The organism is Eubacterium oxidoreducens, assembly GCF_900104415.1.
Classification (GTDB): domain Bacteria; phylum Bacillota; class Clostridia; order Lachnospirales; family Lachnospiraceae; genus Eubacterium_C; species Eubacterium_C oxidoreducens.
In genome coordinates, this window is sequence record NZ_FMXR01000016.1 from 47,780 (window position 1) to 68,308 (window position 20,529).

At 41.7% G+C, this 20,529-nt stretch carries 13 protein-coding genes; 3 read left to right on the top strand and 10 right to left on the bottom strand.

Annotation, left to right across the window (positions count from 1 at the left end; genetic code table 11):
- Positions 1 to 8: 8 nt before the first annotated feature.
- From vorB to BLS20_RS10725, 3 genes are all read right to left on the bottom strand, one after another.
- The gene (gene vorB, locus BLS20_RS10715; RefSeq protein ID WP_090174371.1) at positions 9 to 1,079 is read right to left on the bottom strand and encodes a 3-methyl-2-oxobutanoate dehydrogenase subunit VorB; all 1,071 of its coding nucleotides are present in this window, start codon (positions 1,077 to 1,079) and stop codon (positions 9 to 11) included.
- A gap of 16 nt (positions 1,080 to 1,095) precedes the next feature.
- A complete protein-coding gene (locus tag BLS20_RS10720; RefSeq protein ID WP_090174372.1) occupies positions 1,096 to 1,299 on the bottom strand; it encodes a 4Fe-4S dicluster domain-containing protein in 204 nt (67 codons plus the stop codon).
- 83 nt (positions 1,300 to 1,382) lie between these two features.
- The gene (locus tag BLS20_RS10725; protein WP_242870576.1) at positions 1,383 to 2,129 is read right to left on the bottom strand and encodes a hypothetical protein; all 747 of its coding nucleotides are present in this window, start codon (positions 2,127 to 2,129) and stop codon (positions 1,383 to 1,385) included.
- Between the two features lie 189 nt (positions 2,130 to 2,318).
- On the opposite strand from BLS20_RS10725, the gene BLS20_RS10730 reads away from it, so the two are divergent.
- Positions 2,319 to 3,254, top strand: coding sequence for a LysR family transcriptional regulator (locus tag BLS20_RS10730; RefSeq protein WP_090174374.1), 936 nt, complete (start codon positions 2,319 to 2,321; stop codon positions 3,252 to 3,254).
- Positions 3,255 to 3,689: 435 nt separating this feature from the next.
- On the opposite strand, the gene glgB is transcribed toward BLS20_RS10730, so the two are convergent.
- The 6 genes from glgB to BLS20_RS10760 form a co-directional block, all read right to left on the bottom strand.
- Positions 3,690 to 5,594, bottom strand: a complete 1,905-nt coding sequence (gene glgB, locus BLS20_RS10735) for a 1,4-alpha-glucan branching protein GlgB (RefSeq protein ID WP_090174375.1) — start codon at positions 5,592 to 5,594, stop codon at positions 3,690 to 3,692.
- Positions 5,595 to 5,624: 30 nt separating this feature from the next.
- Positions 5,625 to 8,444: a hypothetical protein gene (locus BLS20_RS10740; protein WP_176762384.1), complete on the bottom strand. Its 2,820-nt coding sequence runs from the start codon at positions 8,442 to 8,444 to the stop codon at positions 5,625 to 5,627.
- Between the two features lie 210 nt (positions 8,445 to 8,654).
- Positions 8,655 to 10,022 carry an AI-2E family transporter gene (locus tag BLS20_RS10745; protein ID WP_090174377.1) on the bottom strand — a complete coding sequence of 456 codons (1,368 nt, stop codon included), beginning with the start codon at positions 10,020 to 10,022 and terminating at the stop codon, positions 8,655 to 8,657.
- A gap of 61 nt (positions 10,023 to 10,083) precedes the next feature.
- Entirely contained in the window at positions 10,084 to 10,470 is a 387-nt protein-coding gene (locus BLS20_RS10750; RefSeq protein WP_090174378.1) for a thioesterase family protein, read from the bottom strand.
- A 23-nt stretch (positions 10,471 to 10,493) separates the two neighbouring features.
- A complete protein-coding gene (locus tag BLS20_RS10755) occupies positions 10,494 to 12,782 on the bottom strand; it encodes a hydratase (protein ID WP_090174379.1) in 2,289 nt (762 codons plus the stop codon).
- Between the two features lie 202 nt (positions 12,783 to 12,984).
- Positions 12,985 to 13,977, bottom strand: a complete 993-nt coding sequence (locus BLS20_RS10760; protein ID WP_090174380.1) for a hypothetical protein — start codon at positions 13,975 to 13,977, stop codon at positions 12,985 to 12,987.
- 184 nt (positions 13,978 to 14,161) lie between these two features.
- Here BLS20_RS10760 and BLS20_RS10765 point away from each other — a divergent pair, with 184 nt between their 5' ends.
- Both BLS20_RS10765 and BLS20_RS10770 read left to right on the top strand, forming a co-directional pair.
- Entirely contained in the window at positions 14,162 to 15,439 is a 1,278-nt protein-coding gene (locus BLS20_RS10765; RefSeq protein WP_143010258.1) for a 2-hydroxyacyl-CoA dehydratase subunit D, read from the top strand.
- Positions 15,436 to 17,100 (top strand): acyl-CoA dehydratase activase, encoded by a 1,665-nt coding sequence (locus BLS20_RS10770; protein ID WP_090174382.1) that lies wholly within the window; start codon positions 15,436 to 15,438, stop codon positions 17,098 to 17,100. Before BLS20_RS10765 ends, BLS20_RS10770 begins: the two co-directional genes overlap by 4 nt.
- A 192-nt stretch (positions 17,101 to 17,292) precedes the next feature.
- On the opposite strand, the gene BLS20_RS13960 is transcribed toward BLS20_RS10770, so the two are convergent.
- A complete protein-coding gene (locus BLS20_RS13960) occupies positions 17,293 to 20,316 on the bottom strand; it encodes an Ig-like domain-containing protein (RefSeq protein WP_176762385.1) in 3,024 nt (1,007 codons plus the stop codon).
- Between the last annotated feature and the right edge of the window lie 213 nt (positions 20,317 to 20,529).

The window sequence follows — 20,529 nt, forward strand, 5'->3', positions numbered from 1 at the left end:
AGTACCTCCTATTTCTCTACAATTTTCTTTACTGCTTCAATTACAGCTTCACGGCTCATGATGTTACCACCTGAGCACAGGCATGTTTCAATTGGAGCACGTCCCTTAACGCCTGCTTCTACGTCTTTTACAAACTGAGCAGGAATTGACATCTCTACATCTAAGATTGCCTTTACGTTATCATAGTTGATTTCGTCAAATGCATTGTATGGGAATGGATTTACTGTAATCGCACGAACAACACCAACCTTGATGCCTTCTGCGCGAAGGATGTCAGCTACGGATTTACTGATACGAGCTGAGATTCCGTAAGATGCGATGATTACTTCAGCATCTTCTGTCATGTATGATTCGTATTCCGGTACCCATGAATCATATAATGCCTGTGCATCTTCGTTCACCTGCTGCATGATGTTGGTATCCCAGTTACCAGGCTGAATCCATCCACGATTCTCATAGTCAAGCTCATGTCCTACACAAGCCCACTTCTTCTCTGCTTTGATCTTAGCGATTTCTTCTTCAGAACGCATTTCCGGAAGCTCTACAGGCTCCATCATTGTTCCGATAACACCGTCTGCAAGAATTAAAACAGGGTTTCTGTCTTCATCTGCATAATCAAATGCCTTATATGTCATATCAACTGCTTCTTGTACAGTAGATGGTGCAAATACTCTCATCTGGAATCCACCATTACCGGAAGCTTTTGTTGCCTGGAAGTAATCCTGCTGTGCCGGCTGGATTGCTCCTACTCCAGGGCCTCCTCTTGAAATGTTGGCATATACCAGTGGAATACGTGCTGCTGCACAATAAGAGATTCCTTCACTCTTTAATGCGATTCCAGGGCTTGAAGAAGAAGTCATTGCTCTTGTTCCTGCTGAAGCTGCACCATATGCAATATTAACAGATGCTACTTCTGACTCACCCTGTACAAAGTTACCGCCTACTTCCGGAAGTCTTCTTGCAAAATATTCCGGAATTTCGTTCTGTGGTGTAATTGGATATCCGGCGAAAAATCTACAGCCGGATCTTACTGCTGCCTCTGCAATCGCTTCGCAGCCTTTCATTAATACTCGTGCCATGTTTTATTCACCTTCCTTACTTATACACATTAATTGCACCATCCGGACAGATACGTCCACAGATAGCACATCCAATACAGTCATCTGGATTCTTTGGATATACATATTCATATCCTTTTGAGTTTACTTTGTCGCCTACTGCAATTACGCCCTTTGGACAAAACTTGATACAGTAGCCGCAACTCTTACAACGTTCTGCTACTACTTCGATCTTAGCCATACGCTTAAAATCCTCCTCTCAAAAATAATATACCTGTTTGAAATTTATTTATCATAACGCTCTCGCGTACAGATCATTGTTACTTAGCCTCTTCCAGGCATCGGCGCCCCGGAAGGCATCTCATCCTTTAGCCATTCATAGGTCAGATACAAATGAACCGGCAGAATTGGCACATTGCCAAAGTCTTTGACTTCTTCATACAGTTCTTCTCGCACACAGGCGAAATCAACTGCAATAATATCATCTAATATCTGTTCCATCTTTTGTGACCCTTCTACAAATTCTTTCGTAGTTGTAGTCATTCCATTATTTGGATTATTCACCATGTGAAGCTTGCCCAACTGAATATGCGATACACCAAGAATCTTGCCTAGTGTCTCATCAATATGCTCTATATCATATGACCACGGGCGATATGCGTTTAACACATAATAGACGATGCTGTTGTCTTTATTAATCTTCGGTGCGTACCCACCAAGGGCTCTTGCTCCGATGTAATCTCCTCCAACATCCATAACGACGTAGCAGCTATCATCTTTTAACAGATGATTAACACCGCCTATCATAGTCGGTGCATCGTAAAACTGCTCTTGAAAATGAAAATGGATACCTTTTTGCTCCATCAATTCGCATACATCGCGTGAACGAAATAATGGCTTTGTCATATCCAAATCAAAGAAATGTACTTCTTTATCCCCTGCAACCTCTAATAAATATGTTGCAAAGTTAAGACAGACCTCGCTCTTACCACTTCCGGCCTCTCCTACGAATATGAAATTCGTCTTATCTCCAATCAGTTCTTTCACCTTCATCGAAACTTCCTGATTCAATATGACTCACCTCGTTTCCGAATTATTATTTTCGTTGTTTTAAATTTTACTACGGTTAGTTTCTTCTTGTGAAGTGAATTTTTGTCGACTGTCATTCCAAAAATGACTATATCCACCCTTCCTTTCTTGAAAAACGCTGTTCTATGCGTTAGAATTAGGCTGTATAGGAATTTTTAAGAGGGTATTACTATGGAAATCAAACAATTAGAATATTTCGTACAGATTGTAGACTGTGGAACCTTTTCCGCTGCTGCACAAAAAAACTTTATTACACAATCTGCTTTAAGTAAGATCATAAAAAAACTGGAAAATGAACTTGGTACCGACTTATTATACAGCCAGGGCAAGAATACTATCCCTACGGATACCGGCAAGATTTTATATCTTCAGGCCAAGAAAATTCTTCACGAATGTTCCGTTGCGGTGAATCAGATTGAAGCTGCTAAGGGCAACCCTACCGGTTCACTTCGAATCTCTGTATCCGGTCCTTGGAACCGTCTGACCAATGTCTATCATATGATTACAGACTTTGTTCAGCGTTATCCGGACATTGTCCTTGATGTGGAGCGTCTTGCTTCTAATATTTACCGTGAGAATCTCACCAGTGGTAATACCGACATTGCCATTGTTTGTGGCACTCCACAAGCCGAGACGCAGTTTGAAAGAATCGAGCTTCTAAAATCCCGCTATTATCTGTTAATGCCGGATGATCATCCGCTTGCAGCAAAGGATCTTATTTTCTGGGAAGATATTCTTGATGTACCTCTTGCGTTATTCCCTGAGAACTATCAGCTCCATCAGCTCGTTCTTGAGAATTTTCACAAGCTCGGTAAGAAACCTAATATTCGAATGACATCTGACCAACCAGATCTTTTGCTTCATGTTGCTGCTTTTAATCACTGGTGTACGATTTGGGGAGACCAACCAACAATTGATGACGAGGAAGCTCATGGTATGAAGTCTGTCCCGATGGATGTGGAGCATGTATTTTCTCTTCTGCGCAGAAATGAGGCTTATGGTTCTCAAGCGGAAAGAACATTTATTGAATTTGTAAAATCTCATTGGGATGAATACAAGGATGAACCTCCTGTCGGACATATGGTTTCGCTGGGATCTATGATTTAGCTTTGTTTCGCTGTCGCTGTTTTGCGGCGGAAATCGCTTCACAGTGGATTTTCGGCCGGAAACCTTCCAGCGACCGGAAAGGATACATTTTCGAATGCACATCGAGAGCCGCCGATTCTTGACGAGCATCATTAGCGAGCTACGGACGAACCGAGGCTGCCTCGGATTACATAAATAAAACAAATAGCTGGTCTGCGAAGCAGACTAGGAATAACAAAATCACGACCTGCAAGCTCGCTTGCACATGGTCGTGATTTTTATTATTCCGAAGGGGTGTCGTAGACACACCCGCTATTTGTTTTTTGATCCCCATCCTAGCAGAACACGGTCGTCAGCGAGCGCATCAAAGATGCGCCGGAAAGAAGCGAATAGCGGCGGGTCGGTGCAGGCGAAAATAGTATGCCTTGAAGGGAGCGCCCTCTCTCAGCCGAAACCCTAATTATAATGGAACACCGCAACACCATATCCTGTCAGCGGATAAGCAATCGAGTAATCTCTACCGTCACACTCCGAAAGCTCCGCCTCAAATGTATAATCTTTCGACTCTATTAACAACTCATTTAGCTGCATATCCTGCGTATAAATTAACTTGTACTTTCCCTTCTTTGGGACTCCCACGCGATAATCATTACGCTCAACCGGTGTAAAGTTCACCACAAACAACAGATTCTTTTTACCCGTAGGACTTTTTCTTACAAAACTAAAAATACTGCGATCGGCATCATTGGCGTTAATCCACTCAAAAGCATCCCATTTTCTCTCATTTGTATAAAGGCACGGATATTTTTTATAAATCCCAAGTAACCCTTTTACAAATAAGCGAAGATCCGCATGCTCAGGATCATCAAGCAGATACCAATCCAACTCGCGTTCTTCCGCCCACTCACGTTCCTGGCCAAATTCCTGACCCATAAACAATAATTTCTTGCCGGGATGGCCAAGCATAAATGCATACCCTGCCTTAAGATTGCGGAACTTATCGGTCTTAAATCCTGGCATCTTATTTAGCATTGAACACTTAAGATGAACCACTTCATCATGAGAAAGCACCAGAATATAATCCTCTGATTCATTGTAACTCATTCCAAATGTCATCTTATTATGAGAACCCTTTCGCATGATCGGATCCAGCTTCATATAATCCAAAAAATCATGCATCCATCCCATATTCCATTTATAGGAGAAGTTAAGTCCTCCATCGGCTGCCTCACCGGTAATCTTTGGCCATGCTGTTGATTCTTCCGCAATCATAAAAGTACCCGGATTACGTCCAAGAACCAACGTATTTAAATGGCGAAAGAATTCTACCGCTTCAAGGTTTTCATTTCCACCATATTTATTTGCTATCCACCCACCATCCTTTTTTCCATAATCGAGATACAGCATCGAAGCGACTGCATCCACACGAAGTCCGTCCACATGAAACTCTTCAATCCAATTTAACGCACTGCCGATTAAAAAATTGCAGACTTCATTTTTACCATAATTGAAAATCTTCGTTCCCCAATCCGGATGCTCTCCCATACGAGGATCCGGATATTCATAAAGAGGCTCCCCGTCAAATTCCCGAAGACCTGCTTCGTCCTTAGGAAAATGTGCAGGTACCCAGTCCAAAATCACACCTATATTATTTTTGTGCATTGTGTCGACAAAATATTTAAAATCTTCCGGCGTGCCATAGCGAGAGGTCGGAGCATAATATCCGGTTACCTGATAGCCCCAGGAGCCGTCAAACGGATACTCACTGATTCCCATGAGCTCAACATGTGTGTATCCCATCTCTTTTATATATTCACACAGACTCTGCGCAAGTTCCCGATAGGTATACATCCCTTCAATCCCCTCGTCCGTTGTAAAATGACGCTTCCAGGAAGCCGGGTGTACCTCATATATCGCCATCGGAATATCCTTAGAACTGTCTATCTTCTTTCGTTTGTTCATCCACTTGGTATCTTTCCACTTGTATGAACTACTGTCGAAAATTTTAGATGAAGTTCCCGGTCGAAGCTCCGCATAGGAAGCATAAGGATCTGCTTTATAAATCCTTCTGCCATCCTGTGTTTCAATGAGGTATTTGTACATCTCTCCGTTAACTCTTCCCGGGACAAATAGCTCATAGATTCCAAGTGGCTCTAAACGTTGCATAGCATACTCATCTTGAGCCTGCCAATCCGTAAATTCTCCAATCACCCACACTCGATGTGCATGTGGCGCCCAAACGCTGAATCGAACTCCGCTGGCACCGTCTCGTTCATCATAATGCGCACCTAATTTTTTGTAAATCTCATAATGTCTGCCATTACCAAACAGATACATGTCGTATTCTGAGAAACCACTCATATTAATCCCTCACTTTGCTGCCGATTTTGCCTACACTTCAAAGTCCTTTTCTACTAATGTCTTAAGACCTTCCTCAGATTTATTCTTAGAAAATACATTGCCAAATGCTTTTCGAAAACTGCTCTTTTCTGAATTCTCAATTGCTTCATCCAAGATGTCCTTTACCTCTGTCAGTGTTGTCGCCTGATCAATTCGTTGCACATTTCCAATCCGGTTATACAACGCAAGAATTCCCATTTCATCAATGGTATATCCTTCATCCTTTGCATAACGCCTTGCAAAAGTAACCAGTTCATCACTAGTGAAAATCGGAATAGAAATCTTCTCCGTAAATTTCTTGGCAAATGACGGATCCAGTCTCATAGCATCTTCTATACCAAGTCTTGTATCTTCAAGGATAACCAATAGTCCTCCTGTATCCTGTTCCATCAGCTGTGCAAGAACACGAGCCGTTCCGCTTGTAAGATCTCCGGCCTTTTCGATGATTAAACAACCGCCTCGAACTTTTTCAAATACTTTCGAAATATCTTTTTGATTCAATGAATCGGCATAGATTCTGCCCGGTCGCCCAATCATGCGTCCTGTTTTTTGCTGCAATGCTTTTAGTAGATTTGATGCCATCTGCGTCTTACCGCTTCCCGGATAACCCTGAATGATGATATTACCACTGGCAGATGTACCATCCGCATCCCGCATTCTTTTGGCAGCACCCACAAGAACCTGACATATCTGTCTTTCCATTCCACTAACAGGGACAAAATAAGAAAATGTCTTCTTTTGTTCTTCCGTCAATTCCTCTTGATCGTATTCATCAAAATCATCTTCCGGCTCAGCAATCTGAGGCATCTCATCTTCCTCTGCAAGATCTGCAATTACCGGCATCGTAATATTTTTTCGTAAATAATCGTCATCTCCAATTGCGTCCGCAATGAGCTGCGCTTCTTTACGTTCCTTATCCTGCTCCTTTTTCGCTTCATCAATAATAAGTTGATCAAGCGATGGCAACTTTTGCGTCGGATCTGGAAGTTTGTTCTCCGGTTTCTTTAGCAATTCTTCGATACCCTGACCGGCCTTCTTAAGCTGTCCAATTCCTTCACTCAATATTCCTGACAGTTCCTGCTTTAAGATATCCGTAATTCCATCCGCCTCTTTTTCCGCTTTCTCCATAGCCTCTTGCGAATCATCCTCATCTTGTGCCGGCGCAGGGCCCGTTTCTTTAACATCCGGCTCTTTAGCCTCTTCAATCTGTTCGACCTGTTCCGGCTCAGATGAATCCTCCGGCTCCTTCGCTTCCGGCATCTCTTCTTCCGGTTCATAAGTCGATTGCTGCGTATAACCACTACCCATCTCAAAATCATCAAGGTCAAATTCAATCTCGTCAGATGCTGTTTCCGGCTCTTGTGTATCCTGCGGCACTGCAAAATAGTTTATCGGCTCATCCTCATCTTCTATCGACTGTTCCGGCTGATATTCATCCACAGACTGCTCTGGCTCCTTCGATTCTTCCATCTGCGAAAACGTCTCCTCCGGTTCTTCCGTACTAATATACGGCGCCGGCTCCTCGTTTGATAAGGAAAGATTCGGCATAGGTACTGACGAGTCTATTTCCGGAATGTATTCTTGTGTCGGCTCAATCTTATTCTTCAAGCTCTCCGGCTCATTTTCGCCTTGTTCTGCCTGATAAGAAGCTTCAATCTGAGGCATTACATCTTGAAGTTTTTCCATCAGATTGCCGGTTTCCTGCAATGCTCTTTGCTTTGCAGACGCTAGCTTGCGCATCTTCGCATTTTCCATTGCAACTTCTGCGGCATGCTTGGTCTTTTCCCACTCTGCAAGGATATCGTCAATGCTGATCTGACCGGTAATCTGCCGTTCCAGCTCATTACCCTCCGGAACCTTCATACTAATCTGACCATCATAATCCTCTGCTAAAAGTTCTTGAAAATCATTCTTAAGTGTTCCGTCAATCTCAGCTTCTTCCTCCATGGCACTAAGGCGCTGTGCCTTCTCTTCCACTTGTGGATTGACCTGTAGATACGGAATCTCTGCGGCCATCTTCTTAACATTATTTAAGGTGTCCGCAACCTCTTCCTTCTCCTTTGCATCCATAATCTCCTGCATAGATCTTGCGAGCTCTGCCTGAAGATTCACCGTATTAAACTTGCTCGGATTCGTCTTTACAGTCGGAATCTTAACCGGAGAATTCACAATCTCTCCGGATTCTAAATCGTCCGTAGGACGCACTTCCACAATTCCACTTCTACTTTGCTTAAGCTGACGATACTTATCTTCCTGATGTCGTGTGAGCGGTTGATAAAGCATCTTAAGCTCTAAAGCTTTCTCAACATAAATACCATCACCAAACCACAATTCAAGTTCGTCACATTCTTCTACACACTGATCACCCATCCCTGCCTTATGGTAGAGATAAGCCAATTCATAGGACCATTCCTCCGAATAATCCAATTCTTTATACTCTTCAAGTATTCCAATCTGCTCTTGCAAAGATGCACCAAGAGCCTTTGCCAAATGGTAACGCAATATAAACTTCATCGGATCTTGCGGCGCAATTTCGAGAAATTCATTATAATAATTTCTTGCAGATTCCAGCTGACCGGCCTTAATCGCAACACAGGTTAATTCATATACGATATTTCGTCCAATCGGCGAACGATCATAGGCCATTAATAAAAGTTCTATACTGTCATCATAACGACCAACTTGTTCATACACCTTGCCAATGTGTGCCAGCGTATTGGAATTCTTAACTTTCTTCCAATTAATTCCGTCTGCAATCTCAGCGGCCGTTGTATAATCATTCTCATTAATCAGACTTTTAATCTGTTGCATTTTTACTTTATATTCATACTTGTCCAAAACTTACACCTCAAAAGTTTTCTATTCATACGATCGTGTCACTTTCCTTGAAAAAAGCCGACTTTCCCATCGTTTTCATAAACCAAATTTTACCATAGGCACTACTTATTGTCAAAATGACAAAGCCCCAAAAAAAGGCTTAAAACCCGCTATTTTAAGGGGTTCTAAGCCTTTAATAAAACCTTAATTATTCTTTTTCATTTTCGAAATATAATTGTTTCTCTTTCTATGACGTCCCTGATCATTTTCCGGAGAATGATAGAAGGTTTCCTTCGTTTGTGGATTTATCTCTTGCAAATCCTGATAGGCTTCTTCCTCAACCGGAAGCTTTTTCTTTGTTAACGACATCCGCATGAAATCCTTGACGATATAATAAATCACGCCAAAGACCGGTACGCCCAGCACCATTCCCGGCACCCCAAACACACCGCCGAACGTCAAAATCGCAAAGAGTACCCAGAAAGTATTAAGTCCGGTTGTATCACCCAAAATCTTCGGTGATAAAATATACCCGTCAAATGTCTGCAAACACAATACAAGGATCAGGAAAAATAATGCCTGCAACGGATTTATCAGGAAAATAAGCAGCACACAAGGAATCGCTCCGATAAACGGACCAAAGAACGGCACAACATTTGTCACACCGATAATAACCGAAACAAGCGCCGGATATGGCAAATCAATAATCAGCATTGCCACATAACAAATAACACCGATAATAAACGAATCAATGATCTTACCGATAATAAATCCTCCAAAGATACGATCGCTTTCTCTTATGGTATTTACCAACCAATTTGCCCGGATCGGCTGAAATATACTGTATATCAGTTTTTTCGCCTGTGCCTTTAATTTATCCTTTGTCGCTAATACATAGATGGCAATGATGATTCCAATAACAAAATTCACAATCGTCTTGGCTACCATAAAGACACCGCTCGTAATGGACTCAAGCAGACTCTGCGACTTAGGCAAAAATTCATTGGTCACCCAATCTATAATGGCCTGCATGGAAAACTGTCCATTTTCCTCTTGTCCTGCCATCGAATTCAACTGATTGATCACGGCTTTAACTCTTTCATTTTGCTCAGCCATCTCATTTACCCAGCTTTGAAACGATCGGATATCATCCGGCAAGCTTACCATAAGCTGTTGAATACTCATAATGGTCTGCGGTACAATCAGCAAAATAAGTGCAACTACAATCCCACAAAAGATTAAGATCGAAATCCCCGTTGCCGAATTTCTAGCCCTGCGTCTGGCTTTTTTTTCATCCTTTGCTTTCTTTAAACGATTTTTTAGCATTTTCTTTTCGATTCGTCGCTCAATTGGATTCATCAAATAAGCTACCACAAATCCTATCAAAATCGGCTGAAATGCCATTAGAATCTTAGACCATACCGTTGCTAAGCCTTGGTATCTGTAAAATGCAAAAAACACAGATATTGTTAAAACTGCCAGAATAAAAACGGTCAATCCCCAAGCAAGATGCGGTCTTTCTTTCCAAAACTTTTTTCTGTTTTCTTTAGAATCATTTTTTTGATTCGTCATCTATCTTCCCCTTATAACGAAACCAAGCTCTCGAAGAACTCTCCGAGAGCCTATCATTCTATTACATGTCGTTCTTGGCATCCGCCTTTTGCTGAAACGGCTCACTTTCAATAATAAACCGCTCATGCGTGCCTTCCCCAATCAGGCCTTTTTGATCATACGCTTCAACCTTAAAGACCAGCTTTCTGCGGTCCACTTCTACTAGCTGAGTATTGCATGTAACTTTCATGCCAAGTGGTGTTGCCGCAACATGAGAAATATCAATCTTGGTTCCTACCGTGCCCTGACCTTCCTCAAGATAAGACTGTACACTTTCTGATGCAGTCTTTTCCATAAGTGCAATCATTGAAGGCGTTGCAAATACGTCCAAAAGGCCGCTTCCTACAGCCTTTGCTGACGTTTCTTTGCTAACTACCAGTTCCTGTGTTCCTTTAATACCCGTTTCCATCTTGTTCCTCCTGCAGTCTGAATCTATTTGCTTCGATAGTAGTTAATCAGGCATCCTTTCAGGATAATATCACGTTCATCATCTGTCATATCTCCAAGAGATACCGTAAATTCGTTCATCTCGTCTCCCTTGATGACATATACTTTGATCTCTTCTGTCTTGTCTTCTACCGCCTTGCGAATACCCGGTACAAACAGATAATCGTAGTTTTCAAATGGAAGATCTCCTTCCTTAATCAAAAACGGAAGCATACCCCAGTTAATCAGATTAGAACGATAACGCTTTGTCGCATATTCGTTTGCAATATTTGCCCAGCCGCCAAGCACTTTCTGACAAGATGCTGCCTGCTCGCGAGCCGAACCATCACCTGGTTTCACTGCAAATATGGTACTACCGAATCCGATATTACCCTCGCCCACATCCGGATAAGTCTTTCGAATCGTTTCCATAACCGGTTTTACTTCTTCGAAAGCCTCAAGCGGACAGGAACCTGCTTCTACTGCCTTTTGAGCTTTTTGAATTTCTTTTGCTTTCCCTACATATGCAGGATCTTTTCTTGAAAGTGTAAACTCTGCAAGGCCAAGCGGATTAGAACGATATGAAGATGTCTCTCCGGATGGAATCAGTTCATCTGTTGTCGTTACCGGATCGTGAATCTCACTGACTACTTTCAGTACCAGATTCTCAGGAAGCGGACTCATCTTTGGCCAATCCTTGATATTTGGACCAAATTTTACTTCTACAGAAGAATCTGCTACGCCCTTGCTGTCAAATACTCTATTTTCATAAATCTTTTTATCAAAGAAATATTTTGGATTCGCATAATTTACATCAAGATCTGTTGCCGGTGTTAAGTATCCCTTATTCGCAGCTGTTGCGGCAATTGATCTTGCATCCATCAGTGCAACCGATGCAATCTGTCCGCTCTGAAGCTTAGAACCTTCTCTGTTCGGGAAGTTTCTGGTGGAATGTCGGATAGAAAATCCGTTGTTGGCAGGCGTATCTCCGGCTCCGAAACATGGTCCGCAAAATGCCGTCTTAAGAATTGCTCCCGTCTCCATAAGCGTTGCTGCACTTCCATTCTTTACAAGTTCCATATAGATTGGCATACTTGCAGGATATACGCTTAACGTAAATTCATCCGATCCGATACTTGCTCCCTTTAAGATATCTGCTGCTGCGCAAATATTCTCAAATCCACCACCGGCACATCCGGCAATAATTCCCTGATCTACATATAACTTTCCATCGCGAACCTTATCGGTTAGTTTAAAGTCTACGGCTCCATCTAAACTTACAAGTGCTTTCTTCTCACAATCTGCAAGAATATCCATAAGATTAGCATTGACCTCTTCGATGGTATATGCATTACTTGGGTGGAATGGCATTGCAATCATTGGCTTAATTTCACCTAGATCAATCTCAATCATGCCATCATAATAAGCAACTTCTCCCGGATTTAATTCTTTATAATCTTCGACTCTTCCATGAATATCATAAAAGTCTTTAATTTCATTGTCAGTCTGCCAGATTGAAGAAAGACAAGTTGTCTCGGTTGTCATAACATCGATTCCAATTCTAAAATCTGCACTTAAGTTCGAAACGCCAGGTCCAACAAATTCTAAGACTTTGTTCTTTACATATCCATTTGCAAATACAGCTCCAATCAAAGCCAATGCCACGTCCTGTGGACCTACTCCGATCTGTGGCTTTCCTTTTAAGTAAACACCGACAACACCCGGCATTGCGATGTCATAAGTTCTGTTAAGAAGCTGCTTAACCAGCTCCGGTCCACCTTCTCCCATTGCCATGGTTCCAAGTGCTCCGTATCGTGTATGTGAGTCTGAGCCAAGAATCATCTTACCGCCTGCTGCAAGCATTTCTCTTGCGAACTGATGAATAACCGCCTGATGAGGTGGTACATAGATTCCGCCATATCTTTTGGCGCATGAAAGTCCAAACATATGATCATCTTCATTGATGGTTCCACCTACTGCACAAAGTGAGTTGTGACAGTTGGTAAGTACATATGGAATCGGGAACTTTTCAAGTCCTGATGCTCTTGCTGTCTGAATAATTCCGACAAATGTAATATCATGAGAAGTTAACTTGTCAAATTTAATCTGAAGATTCTCCATATTGCCGGATGTATTATGGTCTTTTAAAATCCCGTATGCAATCGTCTGCTCTTTTGCAGCTTCCTTGGATACGGCTTTTCCCGTCTTCGCCTGAATGGCTGCCTGTGCATCCGTGGTTTCGTCAATAATTTCCGTTCCACCAATCAAATAGGCTCCCTTATCGAATAATTTCATGTTCTTGTCTCCTCGCTTTATTGTTTATTCAGATGATATCTGCTTATTACAGCATAACTCATGCTTTATTATAATTAGGGCATGTTCAAATTTCAAGTGGCAAACACGCCCCGGACATCAAAAGCAAATCGTTTATCCCGATTAGAGAAAAAACAAAGAGCCAAATGGTCATTTCTTACCATTTAGCTCTGTCTTCGCTCATCTAGGCTTCATCCTTGCCCGCTTCTTCTTTCATGATTTCATTTACTTCATCCGCCAGATTTTCAAGAGGATCTTGTGCATAACTTCTGTGATCAATCGCTGCCTCATTGATGTGTATTTCCTCATCAAAATCATCAAGCAATTCCTCATGCTTTTCCTTTTTCTTCTTGCCGCGGCGACCTAGGAATCCGCCCCACTCGAAGCTTTCATTTTCTTCTTCCTCTTTTGCTTTTTCTTTTTCTTCTTCTTCCTTCTTCTTATCTTCGTCTAACGTACCGTTCTTCCATTTAAAATAATTTGCATTTTGATTAACCGTAACTTCTGCTGCTTCTACTTTTGGTGCTTCTTCCTCTTCGTTTCCGCTGTCCGTCTCCTTAAGCGACATACCGGTACGTTCAAAGTAATCTTTATTGACCTTCACTTCAGGCTTATTGACCTTCTTATCACGACTTGTCATCGCCATAATCTGCTCTCGTTCTTTTCTCGCCTGCGCTTTTCTCTTTTCAAGCTGTGCATTTCTCTCTTCAATCAGACGGAAATAGGTCTTTGCATCTGCCATATCCTGAAGCTGTTCGGTAAGTTCAGACTGGTTCTCACGAATCGTTTCTTTCTGACTCATGAGCAGATCCTGTGTCTGCTTCAGGATTCTTTCTACCTCCTCATTCGCCCGGTCAATACTTTCTTGCACATGATGTAGGGACTCGTTCGTGTATAAAACAGATGCTGCATACACATCCTCTGCTCGCTTTTCGGCCTCTAAAATCATACGCTCACCTTTGCGCTCGGCCTCTCTGCGAATCTTATCCTTGCTCGCCTGTGTCACATCATGTTCATCCATCATCTCATATACATATACATTTAACTGGTTTAAAAGCTGAAATGTCTTCGCCTTGTCAACCAAAATCTGATTTTCATCACCTTTTAAGTGCTTGCTATTTGCAAACATTACATGAATCTCTCTTAAAACTCTTTCTAATTTATCCTGAGTACTCATCTGTCCATGCTCTCCTTAAAAATTTTCTTCCTTTGTTATTCTATCATTTTGTGTTCAAATCGGATATATCTTTTTCCTTAATTTTCCATTAGTTTTTTCCTCTTTTTTTGATTGCATCTTTTTTTAATTTTGCTACAATAAGAGATACTATATAGTTTGATTGTCAAAGGAATTTTTTATTATTATGGATCTTGTAAAAACATATGGTGACATCATAAAATCCGCTGCTAAAAAGCATCCTCGCAGGGCATTTCATTTGATTAATACCGGGCTTAAGCTTGAAACCTTCCGAACGAAACACCTTGCCGACAAACGGATGCCTCTGGCCTATCAGCATTTAAACACGATGGGTATGGAGCTTTCGCTTCGCGCCTTATCAGACCCTGCTCACTGCGCGTGGACAAACCTGTTCACTCCGGTCGAGCTGTTTCAGTGCTTTGACTACAATTGTCTTTCTATTGAATTTTTGGCGTCTTATATGGCCGGTTTCAAGATTGAAGATTTCTTTATCGATAAGAGCGCCGAGCTTGGAATTGCCAACACCTTATGCTCCTATCATCGCTCTTTTCTTGGTGCTATCACCTCCGAAGTCTTTAAGCCGGCAGGTTTTGCCACCACGACATCGATGGTCTGTGACGGTAACATTGCCACCTTTCGCTATCTGTGTGAGCGTTATGATATTGAACATTTCTTCCTGGATGTTCCGACCAAATATTCTCCACGCGCCGTTTTATATCTAAATGAACAACTTCGAGAACTTATTTCGATTCTCGAAAGAAAATCCGGAAAAAAATTTGACATTGATCGTCTTCGCGAAATCCTAGAGCGCGAAAATCAATCGTTTGCCTTATATGATTCTTTTTTATTAAAACAAATCGGAAAATACTATCCGACTACCGTTACACTATCGATGTTTATGCTACTTGCCACGCATCTTTGTATCGGCTCTGATAAGGTACTTTCCTTCTTTCAGGAACTCAATGAGCAAATCGAGAAGGCTCCGGATTGCGATGGCATCCGAATCATGTGGGGTCATCTATTTCCGTTCCATGATGAAACGATGCGTTCTATGTTTAATTACTCAGATCGCTACTTACTTCAGACTACGGAAATGCATTTTTCTTCTCAGCACCCACTAGATGTTTCAGACCCGTTAACTGCGTTGTCTAAGAAAATGATTTGCAATGTCTACAATCAACCGTTTGATGCCAAAATTAAAATGATAGAAAATCTTATGATGCGTTATCAGTCCGAAGCTCTTATTCATTTTTGCCATTGGGGATGCCGTCAATCCTGTGGCGGTGTACAACTGCTTAAAAAACGTATGCAAGAACTTGATATCCCTATGCTGATTATTGACGGAGATGCGCTTGACAGAAGAAGCGCATCTTCCGGTCAGATCCGCACAAGACTTGAGGCATTTTATGAGATTGTCGAATCCAATAGGAGGTCCGGATTATGATTGGTTATTTATGTAAATATGCTCCGGTTGAAGTGCTAAGTGCCCTTGGCGCTACTATGCACCAAATCTGTCCGAATGTGAAAAGTTTTCCACATGCCGACACACTTATGCACGCCAATCAGTGTTCATTTGTCAAAGCCGTCGTAGAGGATTTCATGGAAAATGATTATGAGGGTCTTATCTTAACCTCTTGTTGTGACAGTACTCGGCGTCTCTATGATGCGCTAAGTTCTAATTTCCCGGATAAGTTCATTTACCTGCTTGATCTTCCTCGTAAAGTCAATGATTTTTCGGAATCCTTATACCTTGATGAGATTCTGGCGATGATAGAAGCTTATGGTAAATTCACCGATACATCTTTTTCAATCTCTGAAATGGAAGAAGCTCTGCATCGTATTTTATCCATACAAGAAACGTCGGATTGCCACCCGGCTCATCCTACTGCCACCATCGGACTTATGGGTGCGCGTCCACACCCACAAATACGTGAAATGATAGCGCAACAAAATATCAGGATTGCCTTTGATCTTACCTGTACCGGATTGATTCGTCAGTTTCCTTGTAAAGGGCAGGACGTTTTAAAATCCTACGTTCATCAACTTTTAAATCAAATGCCTTGCATGCGTATGATAAATGCCAGTAACCGCCAAAACTATGTGCGAGGTTTTGATGGCCAACTTGATGGTATTGTCTATCATACCATTCAATTTTGCGATTTATATTCTTATGAGTATGCCGCCATGAAAGATGACCTTGCAATACCGGTTCTCTCCATGGAAACAGATGCCACCACACTTTCTTATGGACAGGTTCGAACGCGAATGGAAGCTTTTTTTGAGTCTATTTCGCACAAACCTTCCATCCAAATTATGAGTAAAGGAACAGATACTATGTATGTACTTGGTATTGACAGCGGTTCTACTTCTACTAATGCTGTTATTTTAGATGAAAAAAAGCAAATAGTCGCATCTTATGTGACACGTACCGGTGCTAAAGCCACTGATTCTGCGCTTCGTGCGGTTAAAGAAGTCTTATCGCTTGCACATCTAAAAAAAGAGGATTTGTCTCGCATTATCTCGACGGGGTATGGCCGCGTCTCCCTTCCTTTTGCTGATGATACCATAACGGAAATCACCTGCCATGGTAAGGGCGCCTTCTTCTTAAATCCTTCTGTCCGAACCATCTTAGACATTGGCGGCCAGGATTCTAAAGCAATTCGACTCAATGACAATGGCGATGTCATTGATTTTGTCATGAATGATAAATGTGCGGCCGGCACCGGTCGTTTTCTTGAGATGATGGCACGTTCATTGGAAATTGATCTGGCGTCTCTTGGTCGTCTTTCTCTAGCTTCCAAAGAAAATCTTACCATCTCTAGTATGTGCTCGGTCTTCGCCGAATCAGAAGTCATCTCTTTGATTGCGCAAAATAAAGAAACCGCGGATATTGCCCGAGGTGTTGTTCGTTCCATTGCTTCTAAATCGATTTCTTTAATTAAGCGTATAAATCCGGCTCCGGGCTATATGATGACCGGCGGCGTTGCTCAAAATGAGGGTGTTGTTCTCGAGCTTAAGGAACAGCTTGGTGAAGAAATCTATCTTCCACCATCCCCTGAGATTGTCGGAGCCTTAGGTGCTGCGATTTTGGGACTTGAGCAGTAACTGTGCGGCTATAAACCAGAGGTTTTGTGACAAAATCCTCTAATTTGACCTTTAAAAGTTACAATTCAACTCGACTCTTTGAAGATAAACGAGCCTTTGACGAAAGATAAGAAAATCAGCGTGTCCGCAAGATTGCTTGCAGACGCGCTGATTATATTTGCCGAAGGTATCTCCCCTCAACGTTCCTTTGTCTTATTTAACCTTCACTTTTACTGAAATTGTCTTTGACTGAGAAGTATAAGTTCCACTATAGGCTTTACTTGTCAGCTTCACCTTCACGGTATATGTTCCCTTCTTAAGAGATTTCTTTACTGAAATCTTACCCTTAGAAGAGACCTTAATCTTCTTATTGCCCTTAACCTTGGTTGCCTTAACGCTTCCCTTAATCGCGGAAACTTTTAATTTTGCACTTTTTCCAGCTTTAACCGTTACTTTCTTACTCTTTACGGTAATCGTATTGGTAGCTTTTTTAACTGTGACTTTAATCGTCTTCGTTGCCTGTGCGTAAGCTGATGTAGCTGCTGCCTTCACAGTAATTGTTGCAGTTCCGGCTTTTTTAGCGGTAATAACACCCTTACTTGATACTGTTGCAACGCTATTATCAGAACTTGTATAGGTCAAAGCTCCCTTAGCACTTGCATTTAAAGAAAGAGACTTACCACTCTTAAGTGTTACATTGCCATCCTGTGCTGCTTTATTGCCAATTGAAATCGTCTGCTCTTGTAACGCGGTGTCTTCTTGAGAATCAGCCTTTACAATTACGGTAACTCGTTTGGTCTGAGAACTTGTCTCGCTGTTCGTCAGCTCATATTTATAATTGCCCGACGTTAATTCGGTCATCGTAACACCATCCGGAACATTGATGCTTTCAATTGTATATCCATCTGCTGCAGTGATATTGAACTTATAAGTTGTAAATGCCTGTCCTTCGATGCTTACTGCAGAACTTACCGGATTTCCATTTGTATCTTCAACATAAAATTCAAGTGGAGTTCCATCATAGAACTGTGTTGTCAGTGCAATACCGTCATCTTCCTGCTCTGACTCTTTTACTGTGGATTTTACAAATGTAATATTGTCACCAATGTTTGCACCATCTGCAATATCAAGTGTTCCATAATAGTAAATGGTGACATCATTTTCCGATGTGATGGACGCATTTGCCGCAACACTGACATTGTTTAGATAACATGCATTAGCTTCTCCATTAGTTCCATCTGCCAAGTCAACAGTCCAAGAAGATCCGCTTTCTAATGTTACATTAACCGGATTATTAATCTGTTCATTTGCTACATTGTATAAAGAACCTATCATTTCATACTCGCCGGTTTCTGTTGTTGATGTACGATAGTCGCCTTCTGTATTACATGTGATAGTGGTTCCATTTGCAACTCGATCTCCATTTTCATCTACATGATAACCATAAGAAGAAGAGATGGTACCCGTCAGACTTGAACCATTCTCAATCGTCAGATTGAGAGCTTCAGAATTATTGTAAATGTTGTTCCACACATTTCCGGTATATGCCTTAGAACCTGTTAATGTTACGTTCGTATCGCCTGCGATTGCAGTTGCTCCGGAAGTGGCTTTATCACCGGTATCATTAATTGTATAAGAAGTGGTACCAGGGTTTCCTGCATCATCTGATTCTACAAGTTCTACCAATGTGCCACCATAATTGTTGCTTCCGGTATAATTAACAGTTGCATTGTCTAATACGACATTTGTATATCCGGCATTTGCTGCACCTGATTTTACCTGTACCGCGGTGTCACCCGCATTTACCGTAGAATCTTTTATGCTAATAGTTCCACCTGCATTTTGCTGTGTCATAACAGCAATTCTTCCTGCATTCAAAATAGAATCTGTATAATATGCTGAGGATGTACTAGAAGCCATAATCTGTACATAATCATCGCTGTAGAATTGCACATCGTCAAATTTATCCCATACACCGGAGTCTGCATATGCCACATATCCGGATCCTCCCTGGGTAAAACCATACGTTGTTCCATTTACTTCTTTCGTTGCAGTATACGACTTGTCATTATCCGCTGCTTCTACGGTTCCGATTCCGGCAATTACATTGCTTACATCAAGTGCATAAGTTCCTGTCTGTGAATAAGATGTTCCAGAATCCGTTGACAATACACCCCATCCGGAAGATGCAATCAAAGAATCGGTGTAAATTCCCTGTCCTGATCCGAGGATGTTCGTGGCTCTTACAACGCCTTCAATTCCAAGTGCAAATGGTGTACGCTTCATCATCGGTACTACCAAAGCATTGTATTCGGCCGTTGTATCATCTGTCTCTTCCGTGTATAACACGGAGTCATCAATCTTAAGAATTCCGTTTTCTTTTGCAGCTGCCGCTGTTCGAATAACACCTTCTGTAAAGATTGTACTATCTGTAATATCTACTTCCGAAGATCCCGCTGCTAATACAGTTGCCGCTTCTCCCTGGAAATCATTTGCACCATCTCCATTTGCCGTCAGCGTTGCATCATCAATCGCTACCTTTGTATCCGTACCATCCTCCGAACTCGAATCATCTGCAATAATTCCGTTCATGAATGCGGTATCAAGATTCATGATTCCATTTACCGTTATGGTTCCATCTTGCTCACTTGTTATCTGTGAGTCTGCGATCAGCGCTGAAATAGATTCTGTTTCATCAACTTCCCCATCGTCAACTTTAAGCGCAGAGCGATATGTATACTGTGCTGTCTGTCCTGCCATATTTCCAAACTTTGCCATTTCAGAATATGCTTCAGAACCTGCAGTTTCATAGAATGTAAATGCAGTTACGTTAAGCTGTTCCCCGCTCTCAACATAATCAAGAATATCTACAGCACTGTTTGCTTCCTGACCATACTTAACCATTGTCAAGACCCCATTATTGGTCGTTTCAATTGTTTCTAGTTTTGTGGTTCCATCAGCTGAGTATACATCCACCGAAACAATATTAGATGATGCGGATGGCGAATTTATCCAATCATTTTCCGTTGCACTCGTTGCCACGTACTTGTCTCCATACTGTGGATTCTTTAATACCACTGTGCCCGCCGCTATCGAATCTGCGCCAAATGCATGCTCCACAGCCGCACTCGCTGTATAAGATTGCTGCGTATCATCAGCTGCATAAGCAAAACTTGATGTTCCCATTGATGCAATTAATGCAGCTGCAAGTACCAGACTTGCCTTTTTAAACCTCATAAAATTATTACCTCCTCTAGCTTTTTCATTGCTACCTTTATTTCGTAGCCTTATCAAAAGTATAGGCGGTATACATTGCTTTTTTGAATGTCCTTTTATGCGAAAAAAGTAATATTTTCTTCGAAATTGCATCAACATATCAAACATCCAAAAACACCTCACCTTTCGACAAAAGTACCCCTTTTACCGAAAGGTGAGGTGTTTTTATATTCT